This window comes from Ruegeria sp. CDSB013, from assembly GCF_059611165.1.
The window spans coordinates 16,145-33,906 of record NZ_JBXWPA010000022.1 but is presented as its reverse complement, the minus strand read 5'-3'; the positions used below and the strand labels follow the sequence as shown (position 1 = coordinate 33,906).

Annotated in this window: 17 protein-coding genes and 1 pseudogene; 8 read left to right on the top strand and 10 right to left on the bottom strand. The window is 54.4% G+C overall.

What is annotated here, in order from left to right:
• Positions 1 to 1,575 (bottom strand): arylsulfatase, encoded by a 1,575-nt coding sequence (locus AC2FJF_RS23390; protein ID WP_496727420.1) that lies wholly within the window; start codon positions 1,573 to 1,575, stop codon positions 1 to 3.
• 157 nt (positions 1,576 to 1,732) lie between these two features.
• Here AC2FJF_RS23390 and AC2FJF_RS23385 point away from each other — a divergent pair, with 157 nt between their 5' ends.
• Positions 1,733 to 2,632, top strand: a complete 900-nt coding sequence (locus AC2FJF_RS23385) for a LysR family transcriptional regulator (RefSeq protein ID WP_496727419.1) — start codon at positions 1,733 to 1,735, stop codon at positions 2,630 to 2,632.
• Positions 2,633 to 3,110: 478 nt separating this feature from the next.
• The gene (locus AC2FJF_RS23380) at positions 3,111 to 4,127 is read left to right on the top strand and encodes a Fe(3+) ABC transporter substrate-binding protein (protein WP_496727418.1); all 1,017 of its coding nucleotides are present in this window, start codon (positions 3,111 to 3,113) and stop codon (positions 4,125 to 4,127) included.
• Positions 4,128 to 4,194: 67 nt separating this feature from the next.
• Here the strand turns inward: AC2FJF_RS23380 and AC2FJF_RS23375 are convergent, their stop codons facing one another.
• The gene (locus AC2FJF_RS23375; protein WP_496727417.1) at positions 4,195 to 5,124 is read right to left on the bottom strand and encodes an autotransporter domain-containing protein; all 930 of its coding nucleotides are present in this window, start codon (positions 5,122 to 5,124) and stop codon (positions 4,195 to 4,197) included.
• Between the two features lie 241 nt (positions 5,125 to 5,365).
• Here AC2FJF_RS23375 and AC2FJF_RS23370 point away from each other — a divergent pair, with 241 nt between their 5' ends.
• The 3 genes from AC2FJF_RS23370 (at position 5,366) to AC2FJF_RS23360 (ending at position 7,846) form a co-directional block, all read left to right on the top strand.
• A complete protein-coding gene (locus AC2FJF_RS23370; RefSeq protein WP_496727416.1) occupies positions 5,366 to 5,581 on the top strand; it encodes a hypothetical protein in 216 nt (71 codons plus the stop codon).
• A gap of 293 nt (positions 5,582 to 5,874) precedes the next feature.
• Positions 5,875 to 7,407: a phospholipase D family protein gene (locus AC2FJF_RS23365; RefSeq protein WP_496727415.1), complete on the top strand. Its 1,533-nt coding sequence runs from the start codon at positions 5,875 to 5,877 to the stop codon at positions 7,405 to 7,407.
• Positions 7,408 to 7,480: 73 nt separating this feature from the next.
• A complete protein-coding gene (locus tag AC2FJF_RS23360; protein ID WP_058271378.1) occupies positions 7,481 to 7,846 on the top strand; it encodes a cupin domain-containing protein in 366 nt (121 codons plus the stop codon).
• A gap of 142 nt (positions 7,847 to 7,988) precedes the next feature.
• Here the strand turns inward: AC2FJF_RS23360 and AC2FJF_RS23355 are convergent.
• The 8 genes and pseudogenes from AC2FJF_RS23355 to AC2FJF_RS23320 all read right to left on the bottom strand — a co-directional run.
• Positions 7,989 to 8,132, bottom strand: a pseudogene (locus AC2FJF_RS23355) (TRAP transporter large permease subunit); the annotation flags it as partial.
• Positions 8,133 to 8,348: 216 nt separating this feature from the next.
• Positions 8,349 to 8,990 (bottom strand): 3-oxo-tetronate 4-phosphate decarboxylase, encoded by a 642-nt coding sequence (otnC, locus tag AC2FJF_RS23350; protein WP_496727414.1) that lies wholly within the window; start codon positions 8,988 to 8,990, stop codon positions 8,349 to 8,351.
• Positions 8,987 to 10,264 (bottom strand): 3-oxo-tetronate kinase, encoded by a 1,278-nt coding sequence (otnK, locus tag AC2FJF_RS23345; protein ID WP_496727413.1) that lies wholly within the window; start codon positions 10,262 to 10,264, stop codon positions 8,987 to 8,989. Before otnK ends, otnC begins: the two co-directional genes overlap by 4 nt.
• Positions 10,261 to 11,058 (bottom strand): N-acyl homoserine lactonase family protein, encoded by a 798-nt coding sequence (locus tag AC2FJF_RS23340; RefSeq protein ID WP_496727412.1) that lies wholly within the window; start codon positions 11,056 to 11,058, stop codon positions 10,261 to 10,263. The genes otnK and AC2FJF_RS23340 overlap by 4 nt, the downstream gene beginning before the upstream one ends.
• Positions 11,055 to 11,342 (bottom strand): putative quinol monooxygenase, encoded by a 288-nt coding sequence (locus AC2FJF_RS23335; RefSeq protein ID WP_496727411.1) that lies wholly within the window; start codon positions 11,340 to 11,342, stop codon positions 11,055 to 11,057. Before AC2FJF_RS23335 ends, AC2FJF_RS23340 begins: the two co-directional genes overlap by 4 nt.
• Complete coding sequence (locus tag AC2FJF_RS23330) at positions 11,342 to 12,853, bottom strand: tripartite tricarboxylate transporter permease (RefSeq protein ID WP_496727410.1); 1,512 nt, start codon at positions 12,851 to 12,853, stop codon at positions 11,342 to 11,344. Before AC2FJF_RS23330 ends, AC2FJF_RS23335 begins: the two co-directional genes overlap by 1 nt.
• 4 nt (positions 12,854 to 12,857) lie before the next feature.
• Positions 12,858 to 13,607, bottom strand: a complete 750-nt coding sequence (locus AC2FJF_RS23325; RefSeq protein ID WP_496727409.1) for a hypothetical protein — start codon at positions 13,605 to 13,607, stop codon at positions 12,858 to 12,860.
• A gap of 57 nt (positions 13,608 to 13,664) precedes the next feature.
• Entirely contained in the window at positions 13,665 to 14,672 is a 1,008-nt protein-coding gene (locus AC2FJF_RS23320; protein ID WP_496727408.1) for a Bug family tripartite tricarboxylate transporter substrate binding protein, read from the bottom strand.
• A gap of 135 nt (positions 14,673 to 14,807) precedes the next feature.
• On the opposite strand from AC2FJF_RS23320, the gene AC2FJF_RS23315 reads away from it, so the two are divergent.
• Genes AC2FJF_RS23315 through AC2FJF_RS23305 form a run of 3 tightly spaced genes read left to right on the top strand, consistent with a single transcriptional unit; the run spans position 14,808 to position 17,598 of the window.
• Positions 14,808 to 15,896, top strand: a complete 1,089-nt coding sequence (locus AC2FJF_RS23315; RefSeq protein WP_496727407.1) for an isocitrate/isopropylmalate dehydrogenase family protein — start codon at positions 14,808 to 14,810, stop codon at positions 15,894 to 15,896.
• Positions 15,893 to 16,924, top strand: a complete 1,032-nt coding sequence (locus AC2FJF_RS23310; protein WP_496727406.1) for a Gfo/Idh/MocA family protein — start codon at positions 15,893 to 15,895, stop codon at positions 16,922 to 16,924. The genes AC2FJF_RS23315 and AC2FJF_RS23310 overlap by 4 nt, the downstream gene beginning before the upstream one ends.
• Positions 16,921 to 17,598 carry a GntR family transcriptional regulator gene (locus AC2FJF_RS23305; protein ID WP_496727405.1) on the top strand — a complete coding sequence of 226 codons (678 nt, stop codon included), beginning with the start codon at positions 16,921 to 16,923 and terminating at the stop codon, positions 17,596 to 17,598. Before AC2FJF_RS23310 ends, AC2FJF_RS23305 begins: the two co-directional genes overlap by 4 nt.
• The last annotated feature ends 164 nt before the right edge of the window (positions 17,599 to 17,762 follow it).

The window sequence follows — 17,762 nt, the reverse complement described above, 5'->3', positions numbered from 1 at the left end:
TTACTGTGACATCCCGCCTTCGGTCGAGATTTGTTCTTCCACGTGAGTTTGATTGGTTATGTCCGATCCCCGCGGAGGATAGCCCTTGAACGTAGACAGGTGGTTCTGAACGATCTTAGCCGCAGGACCAAAGGCCCACATTTTGTTGCCCATCCACCGGGTATACATCCCCGACTCTTCGGCCGCTTTTTCGTAGGGATCACGGCGCAAGTTGAATAGAAGCGGAGCATTCAACTCCTCTTTGGGGCCAGCCCACCCTTCGGTTTGAATTGTGAAATGCGCTTTCCAGTCACCGTGGCGTACGGCCTGCAGGTCCGGTCCCTCGTAGTAGACGATTTCTTCGCGGCTGCTGTCGCTTGCGCCGGTCAAGAACGACAACTGATTGTAACCATCAAGATGCACCTGATAGCCTTCGTGACCCTCTAACAAAGCATCCGGCAAGTCATCCGGTCCACCTGCAGCCGCGACCAGGGTTGGCATCCAGTCGAGCCCAGCAAAGATGCCATTACTTACGGTTCCGGCGGGAACTTTCCCGGGCCAGCGAATAATGGCAGGTACGCGGAAACCGCCTTCCCAGGTTGTGCCCTTTTCACCGTGGAACGGCGTTGTTCCCCCGTCGGGCCAAGTCATGGTTTCGGGGCCGTTGTCGGAAGTGAATACAACAATCGTATTGTCGGAAACACCCAGTTCTTCCAACCGCTCCATGACTTTTCCTACGTTGTCGTCAAGTTCCTTCATCACCACATCTTGCAACCCACGCCCATCGCCGAGCATGGCTTCGTATTCAGGGCTCAGGTGTGTCCAGACATGCGCCCGCGCCGGTGCCATCCAGACAAAGAACGGGGTGTCACTTTCAACCGCGCGGTTGATGAATCCCAGAGTATGGGCTGTCACTTCGTCGTCCAGCGTTTTTTGCCGTTCAGGCGGAGCGGGGCCATCGTCGATGATGCGTTGCTTGCCGACCAGACCCCAGCGCGGGTCTACCGTTTCATCAACCGTATCTGTCGCATAGGCGTGGATGATATTCCGAGGACCAAAAGTGTCGTTGAACTTTTGATCTTTGGGCCAGTCCGGGTCGGACGTGTATTCCATCGCGTTCAAGTGATAGAGCCAACCCCAATATTCATCAAAACCTTTCACCGTTGGCAGAAACTTGTTCATATCGCCCAAATGGTTCTTACCGAATTGACCGGTCGTGTAACCCAAGGATTTCAGCATGTTGGCCAGGGTGGGATCGTCATCACTCAGACCCTTTTCGGGGTCTCCGGGTAAGCCGACGGTATGCATCCCGGTACGAACCGGCAACTGTCCGGTGATAAAGGCCGAACGCCCCGCCGTGCAGCTTGGCTGAGCATAATAATCCGTCAGGCGCATGCCATCCGCTGCCAGTTGATCGAGATTGGGGGTTTTGATGCTTTTAACCCCCTGATGATAGCTGCCAAGACTGGCCCACCCCACATCGTCGGCCATGATGACAAGGATATTGGGTTGGTCGGTTTCGGCCAAGACAGGCGTAGCACAGACCGAAGCTGTGGTCACCGTTGCCGAAAACGCAATGGATCGAAGGTTGAACATTTTGACCTCTGCGGAAGTGGAAGGCGATACCGATGATGGAAATATCGGAAGGTTCATCAGGGATAACGGTCGAAACTTTAATGCTGCAACAGAGCTTTACTAGGATTTCACATTATGAAAGTTAAAAACCGATAACTGAGATGAAATTGACCGCACGATGAATGAAAACGCATTAACCGCCTTTCTTACTTTGGCTGAAACTGGCAGCTTCCAACACGCGGCCCGCGTGATGGGTGCCTCCAACGCGTCGTTTTCCCGCTATATTGGGCAAGCCGAGGACCATGCAGGGCTCGTGCTGTTTCATCGAAGGCGCAACAGCAGTACGCTGACGCGGGCGGGGCAGGAGTTTTTGCCCATCGCTAAGGCTCTGCGGCAAGACCTGGATCGCTATGCGACGCGTGTTGCCAGTTTGCGTGACGCCGGACCTGGTACTTTGCTGATCGGTTGCGGACCTCTGACCACAAGATCTCTGATCGTGCCCGTCCTGCGGTCTGTGCGGCAAGTGATGCCCGACCTGCGATTCAGAATACTGGTGAGCGCCTACGCGCGTCCGCTCGACTTGTTGCAGGCGGGGCAGTTCGATGTGTTTCTGGGCGATCTGACCTACACTCCAGATGCGGATAATGTCGAAATCATGGTGATGGAAAAACGGCAAATTCAGTTTGTTGCGCACCCCGATCATGAAATTCACCAACGCGGCCCGCAAACAATGGCAGGTGTTTTCGACTTTCCCTTTGCATCACCGCATCTTCACAAACACTGGAAAGCGACTCTGATAAAGTCACTTGGCGGCAACACTGACGCGGTCAATAAAGTCAATGTCCAGCCGAATGTCGAATGCGACGATTACAACTTTCTGACCGGATTACTGGAAGAGCCAGACTATATCGTAGGAGGGATGCCGGACACTTTCGCAGAACTGATCAGCACAAAGAAAATCAAACCGGTGTCGATGAAACAGAGCCTTTCATGGAACATCTGCGCGGCGCGCAAATCCCAAAACACTTCGGCTGCTCTTGAATTGTGTTGGAGTGAACTGGCCAAACACCGGGCGTGACCGGTGATTTGAAGAACAAAAAGACGCCCAACTGGGACGTATCGTGGTTCGACTAAAACGTTTTCGCGAGCTCAGTTAGCTTGGCAATGTCTCGGATTACACCGCAGAGCGGCTTTTTGTTTGAAAATGGCCAATGGTGGCAATGCTGCGCGCTGTGTGAACTCGCGGTCCTAAAATCGCGGCACGCAGCCCGAATTGCTGACTTCTTCCTTGCATGGCGGGACCAAGAACTACGCAGTTGCAGCATGTTTGGTGCGGCGTGCACTCACAGCGTAGAATCCAATTCACACATTGGGCCCTTAACAATCCTACCCACCAACTTTTTCTGCATCGTACTTTCCGCATCTTTCCCCCACCGGACAATAGCGACCATTTGACCAACTAATTTTGTCAGATTTCCTTGCATCCACTCGGGAATCGTTTAATTGACAATTTCAGTCGGATTACTACGCCGCACATTTCAATGTTGGGAGTTATGATGCTCAAATCCTCTACCTGCTTCGCCGCCGCATTGTCGGCCCTGATTGCCACTTCTGCCGCTGCCGAGGGTGAGTTGAACCTTTATTCCTCGCGCCATTATGACACCGACGAAAACCTGTACAGTGATTTCGAAAAGGCCACTGGCATCACCATCAACCGCATCGAAGGCAAAGCCGATGAGCTGATCGCGCGGATGGAAGCCGAAGGCGCGAACTCGCCCGCGGATATTCTGCTGACAGTCGACACCTCGCGCCTTTCACGGGCCAAGAATGCCGGCATTCTGCAACCGATCGAAAGCGCCGTTCTTGAAGAACGCATCCCGAACAACCTTCAGGACAGCGACAATGAATGGTTCGGCTTCTCGCAACGTGGTCGCATCATTTTCTACGACAAGGAAAACGTCGCTAACCCTCCAGCGACATATGCCGATCTTGCCAAGCCCGAATACAAGGGTCAGGTCTGTATCCGGTCGTCCAGCAACACCTATAACCAGACCCTTCTGGCGTCGATCATCACCCATGAAGGCCCCGAAGCAGCAAAGGCCTGGGCCGAAGGCATCGTGGCCAACATGGCCCGCGAACCACAGGGCGGTGATACCGATCAGCTGCGGGGTATCGTATCCGGCGAATGCGACATCGCGGTTTCAAACACTTATTACTTTGCTCGCGCAATCCGCAAAGATGTCAAAGGCGTCTCGGCCGATATCGATGCAATCGGTTGGGTCTTCCCGAACCAGGACAGCTATGGCGCGCATATGAACCTGTCCGGTGCAGGTGTGGCTGCAAATGCGCCGAACAAAGAGAATGCCGTTCTCTTCCTCGAATATTTGGCAAGCGACAGCGCCCAGCAATATTTCTCGGCCGGGAATGACGAATTCCCCGCGGTTGAAGGCGTCGCGCTTGCGGACTCGGTGAAATCGCTGGGTGAGTTCAAAGCGGATGAGGTCGTCCTGTCCGACGTCGCCGAAAACCTGCCGACAGCGCAAAAGATCTTTAACGAAGCCGGCTGGAAATAATCTGGGCAAAAACCAGAGCAGTAAGAAGGGCGCAGGTTTTCTGCGCCCTTTTCCTTTGGTGGCAGGTTCAGAACCGAACCCCGAACCCGACCGAAAACCCCGAAAACGAATCCGCGATAACGCCGTTCAGCATGACGCGCGCGCCCTCGACGGCGGGCAACCCGATCTTTGTGGTATCGACCTCAATTCCGACACCTACCGTCGCGAGCCAATCCGTATCCAACACCATCGCGCTGTCGCCGTGATAGAGGACAACACCCCCGTCCAAAACCAGCTTTGACGGACTGCCCAGTAGTTTGACCTTGTCCAGCGGATAGCGATAGCGCGAAAACAACGTGGTCTGATTCGAGTTTGCGCGCGCATTCCCAACCTCGGGTTCGTCTATCGGGTGAAACTCCAGAAATGTTTGGCGCAGTTTGTATTCTGCGTGCCAACGGCCGAAATGTGCCTCGCGAAAAAGACTCAGGGACGCGCCGAAGCCAAAGGCGTTCAGATTGCCATCCACCTCGCCCACTCCGTTCGAGCGGGTCGGAAACAACGGGAAGTCGGAAAACACGGCGTCCGTTGTGACATGGCCAAGGGACAGATGCGCGGCTGGCCGGATGTGCCAATCATTTGTGAGCGGAAATTCCCATCCGACACCAAGGGTCGCGGCGATGCTTGACCATTTCACATCCAGTTCGGTATCAGACCCGATTTCGGGGAATATCACCACCGGATTATAGTTCTGATAGGCGAACTGACCTTCCAGATACAGGCCGTTGTCCAATGGTTTGAACCCGCCGCGCAACTGTGTGGACCGCAGATTTCGCGCGTCACCGGCTGCGCTCAGAAAGGATAGGGACGACAGTGTTTCGTTCGGTGTGGCGGCAATACTCAGCACCGCAAGAGCGGCCCGGGCGGCGGTTTCCGAGGCGTCTGGATCCAGGTTTTGCGCGTTGGTCGACGCGGCGAAACCACAGAACAATGGCAGTGTGTACGCAACAAGTCTTTTCAATCGCAGGTTCGCCTGTCGTATGTTGTCGGCCGGCAAGCGCATCCTTGTAGACGCGCTAGGCGTTAAGCGAACCGTAACCCAGTCTTAGTTTACGAAAAACGAAAACAACAAATTCGCGGTCACGAAATCTGATGGCTTGCATTTTGGAAACACCCGGTCATCGTGGCGTTTTCAACAACCATCCGGAATGTGATTTGGACTTTTCCCCCAAAACGGGTTCAATCACGTCAGGAGGCTCGCCATGAAAAACCGGGATAGTTTCGAGAAATTCTACTTTGCCAAGGTTGGCATGGGCGAAGCCTGCGGCTGTGCCGAGAAGGTGATTGATGTGTTCGAATTCAACCGACAGGGCGGCGCACAATCCAAGCGTGCAGCGAAATCGGAAAGACGCAAACGTCGTTCATTCCGATCCTGGGCCATGAAATACGGGTTGCTGAGCCGCAAACCCCGAACCTGAAAATCGTCACCCATTTGTGGGACGGCGCAGGTGCCTTGAACCAGTTAGGTGCTTTATGATCAGAATTGGGGGCCGATCGGACCTGCAAAACCCGGCGACACCCCTTCAACCTCAGTATCCGAGACTCCGTCTTCAATTTAAAACGACGCGGTCAGCGAACACCCCTGCGCGGGCCCTTTTAGGGTTTCGCCCAAACAACACAGGCTTGAGAAACGACCCGGTGAATACGGAAACAAACTTGCAATCACCCCTACAAGCGTAGTCACCTGAGATAGAATGGGGGGAGAATGTCGATGAAGCCATGGGCCGTCGTGGTTTGTCTGTGCAGTACGCTGGCCATTGCCGCTTGCGCCCCCAAAACGCGCAGTTACGAAAAGACCGTTTCGTCGTCCTTTGCGGCCCCCGCAAACAGCGCCCTGGTGCGCGCGGCCAACCGGCTTGGCGATCCCAAGGATGGGCGGTCCGGGGTAAAACTGATCAGTGATGGGGAACAAGCGCTGGTTTCAAGGCTTTTGCTGGCCGCTGCGGCCGAGCATACCATCGACGCGCAGTACTACCTTTTGCACAATGACCCCACGGGCCACCTGTTTGCGGCCAGCCTTTTGCAGGCGGCAGACAGGGGCGTTCGTGTCCGGCTGCTATTGGATGACATGGACACGTCCAGCTACGACGCTATGACCGCAGCGCTGGACTATCACGAGAATATCGAGATCCGGCTGTTCAATCCCTTTTGGCGGGATCAAAGCCTGCTGATTGCAGGTCTGACAGACTTCAAACGCATCAATCGCCGGATGCACAACAAATCCATGACCGCAGACAACATGTTCACGATCGTCGGGGGGCGCAACATTGGGGCCGAGTATTTCCTGGCCCGGGAAGAAATGAACTATGCCGATCTGGACGTGCTGGCGGCAGGCCCAGTCGTAACTGAAGTTTCCCAGAGCTTTGACTCCTATTGGAACAGTGAATTTGCCGTTCCCGCCCGCGTGGTTGTTGGACAACCGGAATCGTTTGACCTGAACGATGCGCGCACAAGGCTGAATGAGTTGGTGGAGGAGGCAAAACAGACCCAGTACGGCGCTGCGCTCAGGAAATCCGCGCAAGAGAATTTTGCCGACGGCGCGCTGCGGCTGAATTGGGTCCCCGCGCGTTTATATGCGGACCCGCCTTCAAAAGCTGCAGGCGTTGAAACGTCCGACCCCATTCTTGCATCGCAATTGCTGCCGTATTTTGAAATTGCCAGCAGCGAGGTAAATATCATCTCGGCCTATTTCGTGCCGCGCAACAATGGCGTCCGATGGATGACCGAGTTGGAAAATCGCGGTGTGGACGTCAAGGTCGTGACCAATTCCTTAGGGTCGAACGACGTCGTGCCGGTCTATGCCCATTACGCCAAGAAACGCAGGGCGTTGCTGCGCGGTGGGGTTGAGCTTTATGAATTGCGGCCAGATGCCTATCAGGTTCAGCGTCGCGGTATCAACTGGGCGCAATCCCGGTCCGGCCTGCATTCCAAGGCTTTTGCCATCGACGACCGTTACCTCTTTGTTGGCTCATTCAATTGGGACCCGCGATCTGTGAACATCAATACCGAAATGGGCATTCTGATCGACTCGCCCACGATGGCCGTTCAAACGATGGGTGCATTGGACGCGGCCCTGCCCGCCTACACCTACCAGGTGACGTTGGAACGCGCAGGCCAGCTTAAATGGAGAACACGAGGAGCGGGCGGGGAAATACTGGAATACGATTCCGAGCCCACAGGGTCGGTCTGGGATCACATCGTCTCTGGTTTTCTTGGTATTTTACCGATCGGGTCACAGCTTTAGGCCCGCAAGTAACGACTAACGCGACCGATCATTCTTAGGTTTACCGCTGCAAAAAGCTGAAAGGACGTTCACCGTGAAGTATTACAAGCTTTATGCCGATGCTGCTGGCGAAAGCCATTGGGATGACATTGACGTCAACCTCGAGGAACGGAGTTTCGCCCCGCCCGCGCAGGCCATCGAGGTATCCGAGCCAGAGCGCGTCAAACAGACAATGTTTCTGCGGCTTCGATCCGGTTGGAACGAGCCCATCCATCCGACCCCGGTGGCGCAAAGGCTGATATGCCTTGCAGGCACAATCCGCGTCACTGCAAGTGATGGAAACTATCGTGACATCGGCCCCGGCGACGTGTGGCACATGGAAGACAAAGTGGGAAAGGGTCACCACACCAGGGTCACAAGCGATCAGGACTTTGAAGCGGTCATAATTCAGTTTGAGTAACTTCGCCGATCCGAGGCCATATACGAAACCCCAGACGGAACCTTCACCGGAGGATGGCACCGTTTCGGCCTGACTGTATCCCGGTATGGCAGTTTGTAAGAACCAATTGAGTGCGCCGCTTGTTCCGTCAGAACAGCTTGTAAGGAATCCAAAGCGCCAAAAGCGTTGGAATCGAAGTCTCGGTAATGACGCCATAGATGATCAGCGGGATCGATGGGGGGATCAGAATGCCCAGGGTTCCTCCGGCGGCGAGTTGTCCCAAGATGAATGGACGGTCATAATCGCGCAGCGAAAAACTATAGGCAAACTAAGCAAACCTATGGGGTGTGCGAAGTGTCATACGCAATCCTACAAGTTTGTAGGCGCGCTCATAACGATGCGCTCCTGCTATTGATTTCGTGCATTAAATTCAAATGTGCTTGCCCATAACTTTGCGCGGTATTCGCGAATAATTTTGCACGATTTGCCCAAAAGTCGGCACACTCCCCCTTTCGGTGTCTGATTACATCCTTCTGAAAGTCTCATTGAGTTCTGCTACTTGTCCAGCATCCAATAAGCGGGTTGGCAGGCCGCGCAAAGCCACTAGCAGCTTAGCCGTTTCTTCCAGCTCTTCAGCTGCACAGACAGCTGAGAAGAGATCCTTTCCTGATACGACGGGACCGTGATTGGCTAATAGAACAGCACTATATTTGCCGCCCAGTTCGCGGATCAATTCACCGGATTTCGGGTCACCCGGCTTGACGTATGGAACCAGTTTGACCGTACCAACACGCATGACCATATACGGCGTCAGCGGTGGAATACAGTCATCTGGATCAGTGTCTTCCAGGCACGACAGTGCGGTCGCCCAGGTCGAGTGCAGATGAACTACGGCAGCCGCTTCCGATCTCGTTTCATAGAAGGCGTGATGCAGAAAGACTTCCTTGGTCGGCTTGTCTCCGGAGACGTGGTTGCCATCCAAATCAATTTTGGCAATGCGCTCGGGGTCGATATTCCCCAATGTCGAATTGGTGGGTGTCATAAGGATGCCTTCGTTCAGACGGGCAGAGACATTGCCCGCAGTACCGACAGAAAATCCACGCGCAAACAGAGATGCACACAACTCCGACATCTGCTGCCGCATAGCCCATTCATCCGAACTCATCGGCCTGCCTCCATCATTCTCAGCGCTTTCGCGAAAAAGTCTGGAGCGCCAAAGTTCCCAGACTTTAGTGCCATCGCAATGGGTTCAGTTTTTCCAACGCTCAAGACTGGTACGCCAGGGTCAATTTCTGGCCCAATTGACATGGCCGGTGACCCCAGTGCCTCAGAGACAGCCTTGGCGACAGCTCCCGACGTCTCTCCTCCTGCCACCACAAGGCGCTTGTACCCCGCTTCCGCTAGTTTTCGTGCTGTATCTGCAAAGAGACTATCCAGTTTTTTTGCCACAGCTTCCTGACCAAATTTGTTTTGGATCGCGCCCACATTATCCGGGCTTCCCGATGAATACGCGAGTGGCGCCTGACCCGGATGCGTTTCAAAGAAATCCAAAAGCGTTTGCGTGGTCACGTCCCCGGACATGACGCCCGGAACATTAATGGCGAAGGTCGGATGGGATTCCGCATGAATATTGATCTGCGTACGGGTCGCACCTGAGCAAGACCCCGCAAGGATCGCTTCGGGTCCAGCGATACCAGTGAACACACTGCCGGCACTTTTGGATGAAGTCTCTCTCAGGAAGTTTCTTGGAAGCCCCAGTGCTATACCCGATCCCCCAGTAACAAGCTTGGCATTCTTTAGAGCTTCGCCCCAGGCCAACAAATCTTCATCCGAAATCGCATCGCCAATTACAAATCGTTCGTCGGTCTTCTGCAAAGCAGCAGCAATCGCCTCTGATCCTTGCTCCACGGCGTCAATCGACACCAACCCGACCGCTTCTTGGGTCTGATGCTGCAACCATCGCCTGATGTTAGCATCCGTCATCGGAGTAAGAGGGTGATTTTCCATCCCAGACTCGTGCAACAGCTTACCGAGCACAAATAGGTGACCGTGATAGACGGTGCGTCCGGTTGCCGGAAAGGCCGGGCAGAAAACCACCTTTTGCGCGTCCAGCTCGTCGGCAAGCGCTTTCGCAACTGGGCCGATATTTCCTTCCGTCGTGGAATCGAAGGTCGAACAATACTTGAAGATGAACTGCTGGCATCCTTGATCCGCGAGCCACCGCAAAGCACTCAGACTGTCTGCAATGGCTTCTTCAACCAGTGCAGTGCGGCTTTTGAGTGAGATCACACCCGCTTCGATCTCTTCGTCGACCGGGATATTGGGAACACCCGGAAACTGCGCGGTTCGTATCCCACCTTCTGGCTCCATGCCCTTCGCCAAGGTGTTCGCAATATCACTCGCACCAGTAAAATCATCCGCTATGACACCAATTTTCATAGTTCGATGTCCCTCGTCGGCCCTGGGTCTAGCCTATAGATATGCGGCGCTGCACCGACTGGAAAAACCTCACGCACAAGTGGATCATGGCCGGGCACGATAAGTCGAGGATGCGAGGCCAACCTCTCGAGTGTCTCGAAACCATCCATCATGTCCTGTAGGTCGACGACAATGGGAAAGGCTTTGCGCGCCATGAAATTCTCATAGTAATGCGAGGCATCAGAGGCGAGCACCATCCACCCGGCTTCCGTCCTTACGCGAACGCATTGCAACCCTCGCGAATGCCCACCAATGCAGTGCACCGTGACCCCATCTATAATCTCGGCTTCTCCATCGTAGAACACGACCTTCCCTGAATAGAGACGGTTTACGACCTCGCAAATATGGCCCGCCGTGAAAGGTGCGCGCAGATGGTCGTGGCACATGCAGGGGCCTGTGGCGAAGGCCATCTCCGCCGATTGCATATGCAACTTCGCGTTCGGGAACATATGCAGCCCCCCCGCGTGATCATAATGAAGATGGGTCACGATAACCTCGGTTACCGCTTCCGGTGAAATGCCTAGGGGCCGCAGAGCCTCGCGAGGATCCATCGCAATGGGACGACCACGGGCGGCGGCCTCATCGGAGTCGTAGCCAGTATCGACCAGAATGACTTTGTTACCGCGTTGGAGCACCCAAACGAAGTAATCCATCGCGTGAGGCGCGCTGTGATTATCATCGATGATGAAACTATCAGCTCGCGTCCGGGCATTGCGATCCGCGTATTTCACGGCGTGGATTTCCCAATCGTTCATCGGATGACCTCGGAGTACTGGTGAACTACCTTGGTGGCGATCATATCAGCCACTGCCGTATCGAAGGCCTGAAAATGCGCGCTTTTTAGGTGGGCGGAGAACGCCGCGCTATCATCATAAACCTCATAGAGAAAAACTGTCTCAGGATCATCGCCGAGGCAAACGTCAAACTGCTGGCATCCGGGTTCTTCACGCAAAGAGGTCGAAGCGTTTTCGACCATCAGCGGCAAAAAGGTGTCTCTCGTACAGGGCTTGAGAGTGAAGGTGACAGTAACCACAAACATCAGACGGGAAGTCCTTTCAGACGTGAGAAAGCGCGCTTCGCGACAGGCAGTTGGCTGAGGATCAGACCAATGTTGAGCACCAGCAGAATGGCCGCACCGGGCCGCGAAAAGAAGACCGAAAGATCCCCATCCGACAAGAACAGCGACCGGCGAAAGGTTTCGTCAAACAGGCTGCCCAGAATAACCCCGATCACCAACGGCGCGATTGGGTATTTCATCAAGTTCATGAAATAGGCAACGGCGCCTACTCCAAGCATCAGGTAAAGATCATTGATGCCACCCCCAACACTGAAAGACCCAATTGTTGTTAGAACCATAACAACAGGCAGGAAAATGGTCTGCGGTATGGCGAGTATTTTGATAAAAACCCGAGCAGTGAACAGGCCCATCAAGAACATTGTCAGGGATGCCAGCACTAGGATTGCAACCACGCGCAGAATGATCTCGGGATCAATCGTCGGGCCCGGGATCACGTTGTTGATCTTGAAAGCCCCCATCAAAGCCGCGGCGGGTGGTGAACCGGGAATGCCCAAAACCAAAAGCGGGATTAGCGCGCCCCCAATGCAGGCGTTGTTTGCGGTCTCTGAGCACAGCAGACCTTCCAAAGAGCCTTTTCCAAACTTATCGCCCTCGGCAGATACGGTCTTGCCGACACCGTAACTGACCCAACCGGCGACATCTTCGCCCACGCCGGGAAGCGCTCCTACCCCGGTCCCGATCACTCCTGACCGGCCAATGGTCGGCAAGTAACGTCGAATAGAGCGAATGTTTGGAAGAATACGGCCTTTCAGAGCCAGAACTTTCCCGGCCTCAATGTGCCTTAAACCGTCGATGATTTGGGGAATGGCAAAGGCCCCCATCAAAACCGGCACGACCTGAAACCCGCTCATCAAGTAAGACCAGCCGAAGGTATAGCGCGGCTCAGACAACAAAGGGTCGAGACCCACCATGGACATCGCAAGCCCGATCAAACCAGCGATCCATCCCTTAATCACCAGGTCTTCGCTCATCAAAGTGCCAGAAAGCAGAATCCCGAACAGGGCCAGCAGTGCTTTCTCCGGGCTTGCGATGTTTTTTGAAACCAAAAGCAACGCCCAGACAAAGATCAAAAGCGTGATGGTCCCGATAACCGTGCCAATGAAACTGGCCGTTGTGGTCAGCCCTAGTGCTTCGCCCCCTCGACCCGCTTTGGCCAGAGGGTATCCATCCATGGCCGTCGCCGCGCTGGCTGCTGTGCCCGGAATGTTCAGCAGAATAGACGGGTAAGAGCCGCCGTAAATCGCGCCGACATAGGCCCCGAGCAAAGCGATGAGCGAATAGTCCAATGGGATCTTGTTGCCGAAGAAACCCGTCAGGATCGTCACTGCCAGCGTTGCGGTCAGGCCGGGCAATGCGCCGAACGTGATGCCCAAGAACACGGATGCGATCAAATACAGATAGGTCAGCGGGTCTACTGCCAGGCCCACGAATGCGGTCCCAAATCCAGCCAGTTGCGAAAGGATAAAGTCCATCCGGTCAGTCTTTCCATAACGGACGCAGCGTCACGTAGTAGTGGTATTCGATTTGCTTGAAGATCAGCCCGCCGCGCGCGGGCACGTTCTGTCGGAATACAAAGGCCATCGCGCAAACGAGGATGAGCGGGGCCAATATCGCGACGCAGGGAACGACCCGCAAAACGCGTTCGGAAGCCGCTTTGGTCAACACCAAAAGTGATAGCGAGACCCATAGGGCCAGTGTAAACCAATCATCACCGTGTGAATTCCAGTCCGCCTGCGCGGGAAATACGGCGAACGCAAAAAGCCCGGCAGAGACAACTGCGATACAGGCCACCAAAGCACGCCGCGCGTAACCGCCGTAGTAGCCGTAGATCAAAGCTGTAATCAGTAACCCCGAGCACAAAATGAAGTCCACTCTGGGAACCAGTCCGACGACATAAGCAAGAAGGATCAGGCCTATTGTTGAAGCTCGATAGGCTTCCGACTTATCCCATCCGATGCCCAAAGCACTGAGCGCGTTTTGGGCCCCACCTGAGCGGATTGAAATAGCCAGCAAAACGAAGGACAAGCTAAGCAATCCACCGAAGATGAACAGCGGTACAATTGCAGCCGAGTTGTACCAATCCGATCCACTTACACCTGCGCGGTTTTCGCCCCAAAGTGGAATGTCCGATGTCTTCCAAAGAAAAAAGACGGACACTGTTATAAGAACAATTGCTGCCCAAAAGTCGCGCGACCGCATGACCAGTGTTTCGTCAGGTTTGTCCATTGCCTGCCTCCTGAGGGAAAGGGCGCGATCAAGCGCGCCCCTTCAAAATTGATCGGATTAGGGCTGCTCGATACCCAGCGAGGCCGGATCCACTGTGGCAGCGCCAAGGTCCTGCAAGGTGTAGGCAAAAGTAGCCTCGAGGTTCGCAAACAGTTCTTGAGCTTCTTCACCGTGTTGACCACCGACATCATAGTTGTTTGCAGAGGCCCATTCGGCGACGGTGTCGGAGGCAATAGCTTGCTCGAAGGCATCACCAAGCGCGGCCTTTACATCGTCCCCGGCTGAACTGTGAACTGCAAACCCGATGGCCTGTTTGAGCGGCAAATACTGATCAAGACCGTCATAGATGCCAAAGGCAGAAGGCACTGTTGCCCCTGCAATCTGCGCATCTTCGGGCGTCAACATCGCGAGCGGTTTAAGTTGACCGCCTTCAATCAATGGAGCCTGTTCAGCCAGTGACGTCACAACCAACGCAACTTCACCCGCTATCGCTGCTTCCTGCCCGGGCGCTGAGCCTTTGTATGGAACAAATTTGAACTCAGTCCCTGACCCTTTTTCGATGGCCAGAAGATTCAAGTGGTGGATCGAACCTGCGCCGGAAGCCGCCGCGGGAATAGTGCCAGGAGCAGCTTTCGCAGCGTCGACCAGTTCTTCCAGAGTATTGTACGGGCTGTCCACCGGAACCGAGATCAGATCAGGTGATCCGCCAACAATGAACGGATACCAAAAATCAAATTTCTTATCCCAACCACCCTGCACAGCAGCGGTGACGTTAGACTCTGACAAACCAACCAATGTATAGCCATCGTCTGGTTGGTTCATCACATAAACCATACCGTTGGAGCCTGCGACACCACCTGTTTGATTGATCACATTGATCGAGACCGGAAGATGTTTTTCCATCTCGGCCATGATCATTCGGTTGATCGTGTCCGTGCCACCACCGGCCCCCCAGACCACAGCTGTGGTGATATCACGATAGGGATAATCCTGCGCAGCAGCTGCCCCTGTAATCCCGGTCGCCATCACGGCTGCGGCCGCCAACCGCCCTAGCTTTAGTTTCATTTCCAAGTCCTCCCAAACAACTTTGCGTTTATTATTGCATTTATTTGCGTATACATTAAAGAATGCGTTGTCAACGGACTGTAGTGAGAGCTGCAATCGCGCTATGGATGCGAAACGGGAAGGAAGCGGGCTAAGATGAAGAAAAGTTATGATGTGGCAGTGTTCCAAGGGGACGGAATCGGCCCGGAAATCATGGCCCCTACGCTTGAAATTCTGCGCCAGCTTTCGCGCGGCAGTCCTTCCTACGAACTGGTGTTTACCGATGCTCCGGCAGGCGCAGGCCACTACGCCAAAACTGGAGAATCGTTTCCGGCCGGGTCACTCGAAACTGCACGCCACGCCGACGCGATTCTGCTATCTGCAATGGGTTTGCCGGATGTTCGCTACCCTGACGGAACCGAGATTTCACCGCAGATTGATTTGCGAAAGAAACTGGGACTTTTCGCTGGTGTGCGTCCTGTAAAAGTAAGCAGCGGACAAATGACCCCCTTGGCGCTGCCTCCCGAAAAAGAGATCGACTTTGTCTTGATACGCGAAAGCACAGAAGGGCTGTTCTTCACTCAAGGCGCTGGCGAAGTTACCGATGACGAAGCACGTGAAACTCTGCTGATCACTCGTGAGGTGTCCGAAAAACTGTTCCGGTTCGCGTTTGAGCTCGCCCAGAACCGCAAAAGAACCGGGCGCGGTCCGGGTCGAGTTACATGTGTCGACAAAGCCAATGTATTCCGCGCCTTTGCGTTCTTCAGATCGATGTTTGATGCAGAAGCCGCACACCATCCCGAATTACAGGCAGACCATGCTTATGTTGATGCTACCGCTCTGTGGATGGTTCAAAAGCCTTGGGAATTTGACGTTTTGGTCACTGAGAACATGTTCGGAGATATCCTCTCAGACCTTGGTGCGGGTCTCATGGGTGGTCTAGGACTGGCGCCATCAGCGGATATCGGGTTGAACCACGCTGTATTCCAACCCTGCCATGGTTCCGCTCCGGACATTGCAGGACAGGGTATTGCCAACCCGTTTGCGATGATTCTGTCCGCAGCAATGATGCTTGAATGGTTGGGGTTCACCCATGATCACCCAGAACTGTCCAGCGACGGTGAACGATTGCGCGAAGCGGTGGAAAAGGTGACTGCGAACGGTCGGAACCTGACGCGGGACTTGGGTGGCACCGCCGGAACGCAGGATGCAGCCTCATCGGTATTGGAAGCATTGCGGGCATGAATACTCAACAAGCCATCAGGGTCGCGTGTGTGGGCGCAGGGTATTTCAGCAGGTTCCACTACGAAAGCTGGTCCCGAATGCCCGGAGCGGTTCCGATTGCATCCTGCAACCGTGATATCAACAAGGCGGAAGAAACAGGACTGGCCGCTTACGATGATCTGTCAAAAATGTTGGAGGCGGAAAAACCAGATCTCGTGGACATCATCCTTCCACCTGTGGCGCAGGCCGACGCCATCCGAACGGCACTGCGCTCTGGTATCAAATGGCTGATTTGCCAAAAGCCATTTTGCAAGTCTTTGGATGAAGCTGAGAAGATCGTCTCCGAGGCTGAAGCAGTTGGGGCAACTATTGTTGTACACGAGAACTTTCGCTTCCAGCCTTGGTATCGCGCAATCAAAGAGGCAATGACCGAGGGTCAAATTGGTACACCTCTCCAAGCTACTTTCCGGCTTCGACCCGGCGACGGACAGGGACCACGCGCCTACTTAGACCGGCAGCCGTACTTTCAGGACATGCAACGTTTCCTTGTTCACGAAACAGCGGTTCACTGGGTAGACACATTCCGATTTTTGTTCGATACGCCCAGCGCAGTTTATGCGGACTTGCGCCAAGTTAACCCAGTTATCGCAGGCGAGGACGCAGGTTACATCCTGTTTGACCACGCCAACGGTTTAAGAGCTCTGTTCGATGGCAACAGATGCCTTGACCACAGCGCCGAAAACCTGCGTCAGACCATGGGCGAAGCGCTCATCGAAGGAACGGAAGGATCACTGGTTCTTAACGGCGACGGTTCAGTCGAGCTCCGCGCTTTTGGAAAACAGGAGCGACAGCAGATTTTACCTCCGAGCGATCATGATGGGTTTGGAGGAGACTGCGTACACGCCTTGCAAAGTCACGTCGTTTCAGGCCTTGTAAAGGGCACGCCGCTGGAAAACACAGCTCGAGACTATTTGGACGTGATCCGCATCGAAGAGAACATCTATCTCTCGGCTGCGGAGGGACGAAAGATCAACCTGGAGACCCCGTGAAAGATCAGGACGCAAAAACTCTTTCCAATACGCAACGCGCTGTTAGGGATTTGCGAAAGATGATCCTGTCCGGCGAACTTGCAGCCGGAACTGACCATCTGGAATCGGAACTCGCCGAGACCCTTGGCATGTCCCGCACCCCGATACGGGAAGCTGCACTGATGTTGGAAAGTAAGGGGTTGCTAGAAATGCGGCCCCGAAAGGGCGTGCGGATACTGCCTGTTTCATCAGACGATATGCGTGAAATTTACGACATACTAACGGAACTTGAGAGTCTCGCAGCACAGCGCGCAGCCGAAGCGGGTTATTCAGAAGATGAACTGGCGGTACTTGCTGGCTCAATTGCAAAGATGGACCAAGCCATCGAAGTCGAAGACCTAGAAGCCTGGGCCGAGGCCGACGAGTTGTTTCACCAGGAGCTCGTTCGGTTGGGCGGCAACAAACGTGTCGAAGCGATTGTCGCCATGATGAGCGACCAGGTACGTCGCGCGCGCGCAACGACGTTGTTCATCAGGCCCCTGCCCGTCAAATCCAATGAAGATCACCGGGTTGTTTTCCAAGCGATTAGTGAAAGTCGACCGGATGTCGCCCGTGAACGTCATCGAGAACACAGGCTGCAAGCACAGGCTATGCTTTGCGGGATACTCGAAAAGCATCGGCTCACCAGCCTCTGATCTTCTCGTGTCCGGTCGTTAATCAACTAAAATAACTGCCTATTTTCGGCATAAAAGGCGCTACGAATACTTGTCTACAACGGCAGTCCGCCGTTGCGTTCGGCTGTTCTGATTTACTTTTTTCAAGTCACTCAACCAATCACTGCATCGATTGGGGTTGATAT

Coding starts and splice junctions, on each gene's coding strand:
- AC2FJF_RS23330 (WP_496727410.1), bottom strand. CDS start 12,853: ATGGACTTTATCCTTTCGCAACTGGCTGGATTTGGGACCGCATTCGTG.
- AC2FJF_RS23380 (WP_496727418.1), top strand. CDS start 3,111: ATGCTCAAATCCTCTACCTGCTTCGCCGCCGCATTGTCGGCCCTGATT.
- AC2FJF_RS23320 (WP_496727408.1), bottom strand. CDS start 14,672: ATGAAACTAAAGCTAGGGCGGTTGGCGGCCGCAGCCGTGATGGCGACC.
- otnC (WP_496727414.1), bottom strand. CDS start 8,990: ATGAGTTCGGATGAATGGGCTATGCGGCAGCAGATGTCGGAGTTGTGT.
- AC2FJF_RS23325 (WP_496727409.1), bottom strand. CDS start 13,607: ATGGACAAACCTGACGAAACACTGGTCATGCGGTCGCGCGACTTTTGG.
- AC2FJF_RS23370 (WP_496727416.1), top strand. CDS start 5,366: ATGAAAAACCGGGATAGTTTCGAGAAATTCTACTTTGCCAAGGTTGGC.
- AC2FJF_RS23340 (WP_496727412.1), bottom strand. CDS start 11,058: ATGAACGATTGGGAAATCCACGCCGTGAAATACGCGGATCGCAATGCC.
- AC2FJF_RS23385 (WP_496727419.1), top strand. CDS start 1,733: ATGAATGAAAACGCATTAACCGCCTTTCTTACTTTGGCTGAAACTGGC.
- AC2FJF_RS23310 (WP_496727406.1), top strand. CDS start 15,893: ATGAATACTCAACAAGCCATCAGGGTCGCGTGTGTGGGCGCAGGGTAT.
- AC2FJF_RS23335 (WP_496727411.1), bottom strand. CDS start 11,342: ATGTTTGTGGTTACTGTCACCTTCACTCTCAAGCCCTGTACGAGAGAC.
- otnK (WP_496727413.1), bottom strand. CDS start 10,264: ATGAAAATTGGTGTCATAGCGGATGATTTTACTGGTGCGAGTGATATT.
- AC2FJF_RS23365 (WP_496727415.1), top strand. CDS start 5,875: ATGAAGCCATGGGCCGTCGTGGTTTGTCTGTGCAGTACGCTGGCCATT.
- AC2FJF_RS23390 (WP_496727420.1), bottom strand. CDS start 1,575: ATGTTCAACCTTCGATCCATTGCGTTTTCGGCAACGGTGACCACAGCT.
- AC2FJF_RS23315 (WP_496727407.1), top strand. CDS start 14,808: ATGAAGAAAAGTTATGATGTGGCAGTGTTCCAAGGGGACGGAATCGGC.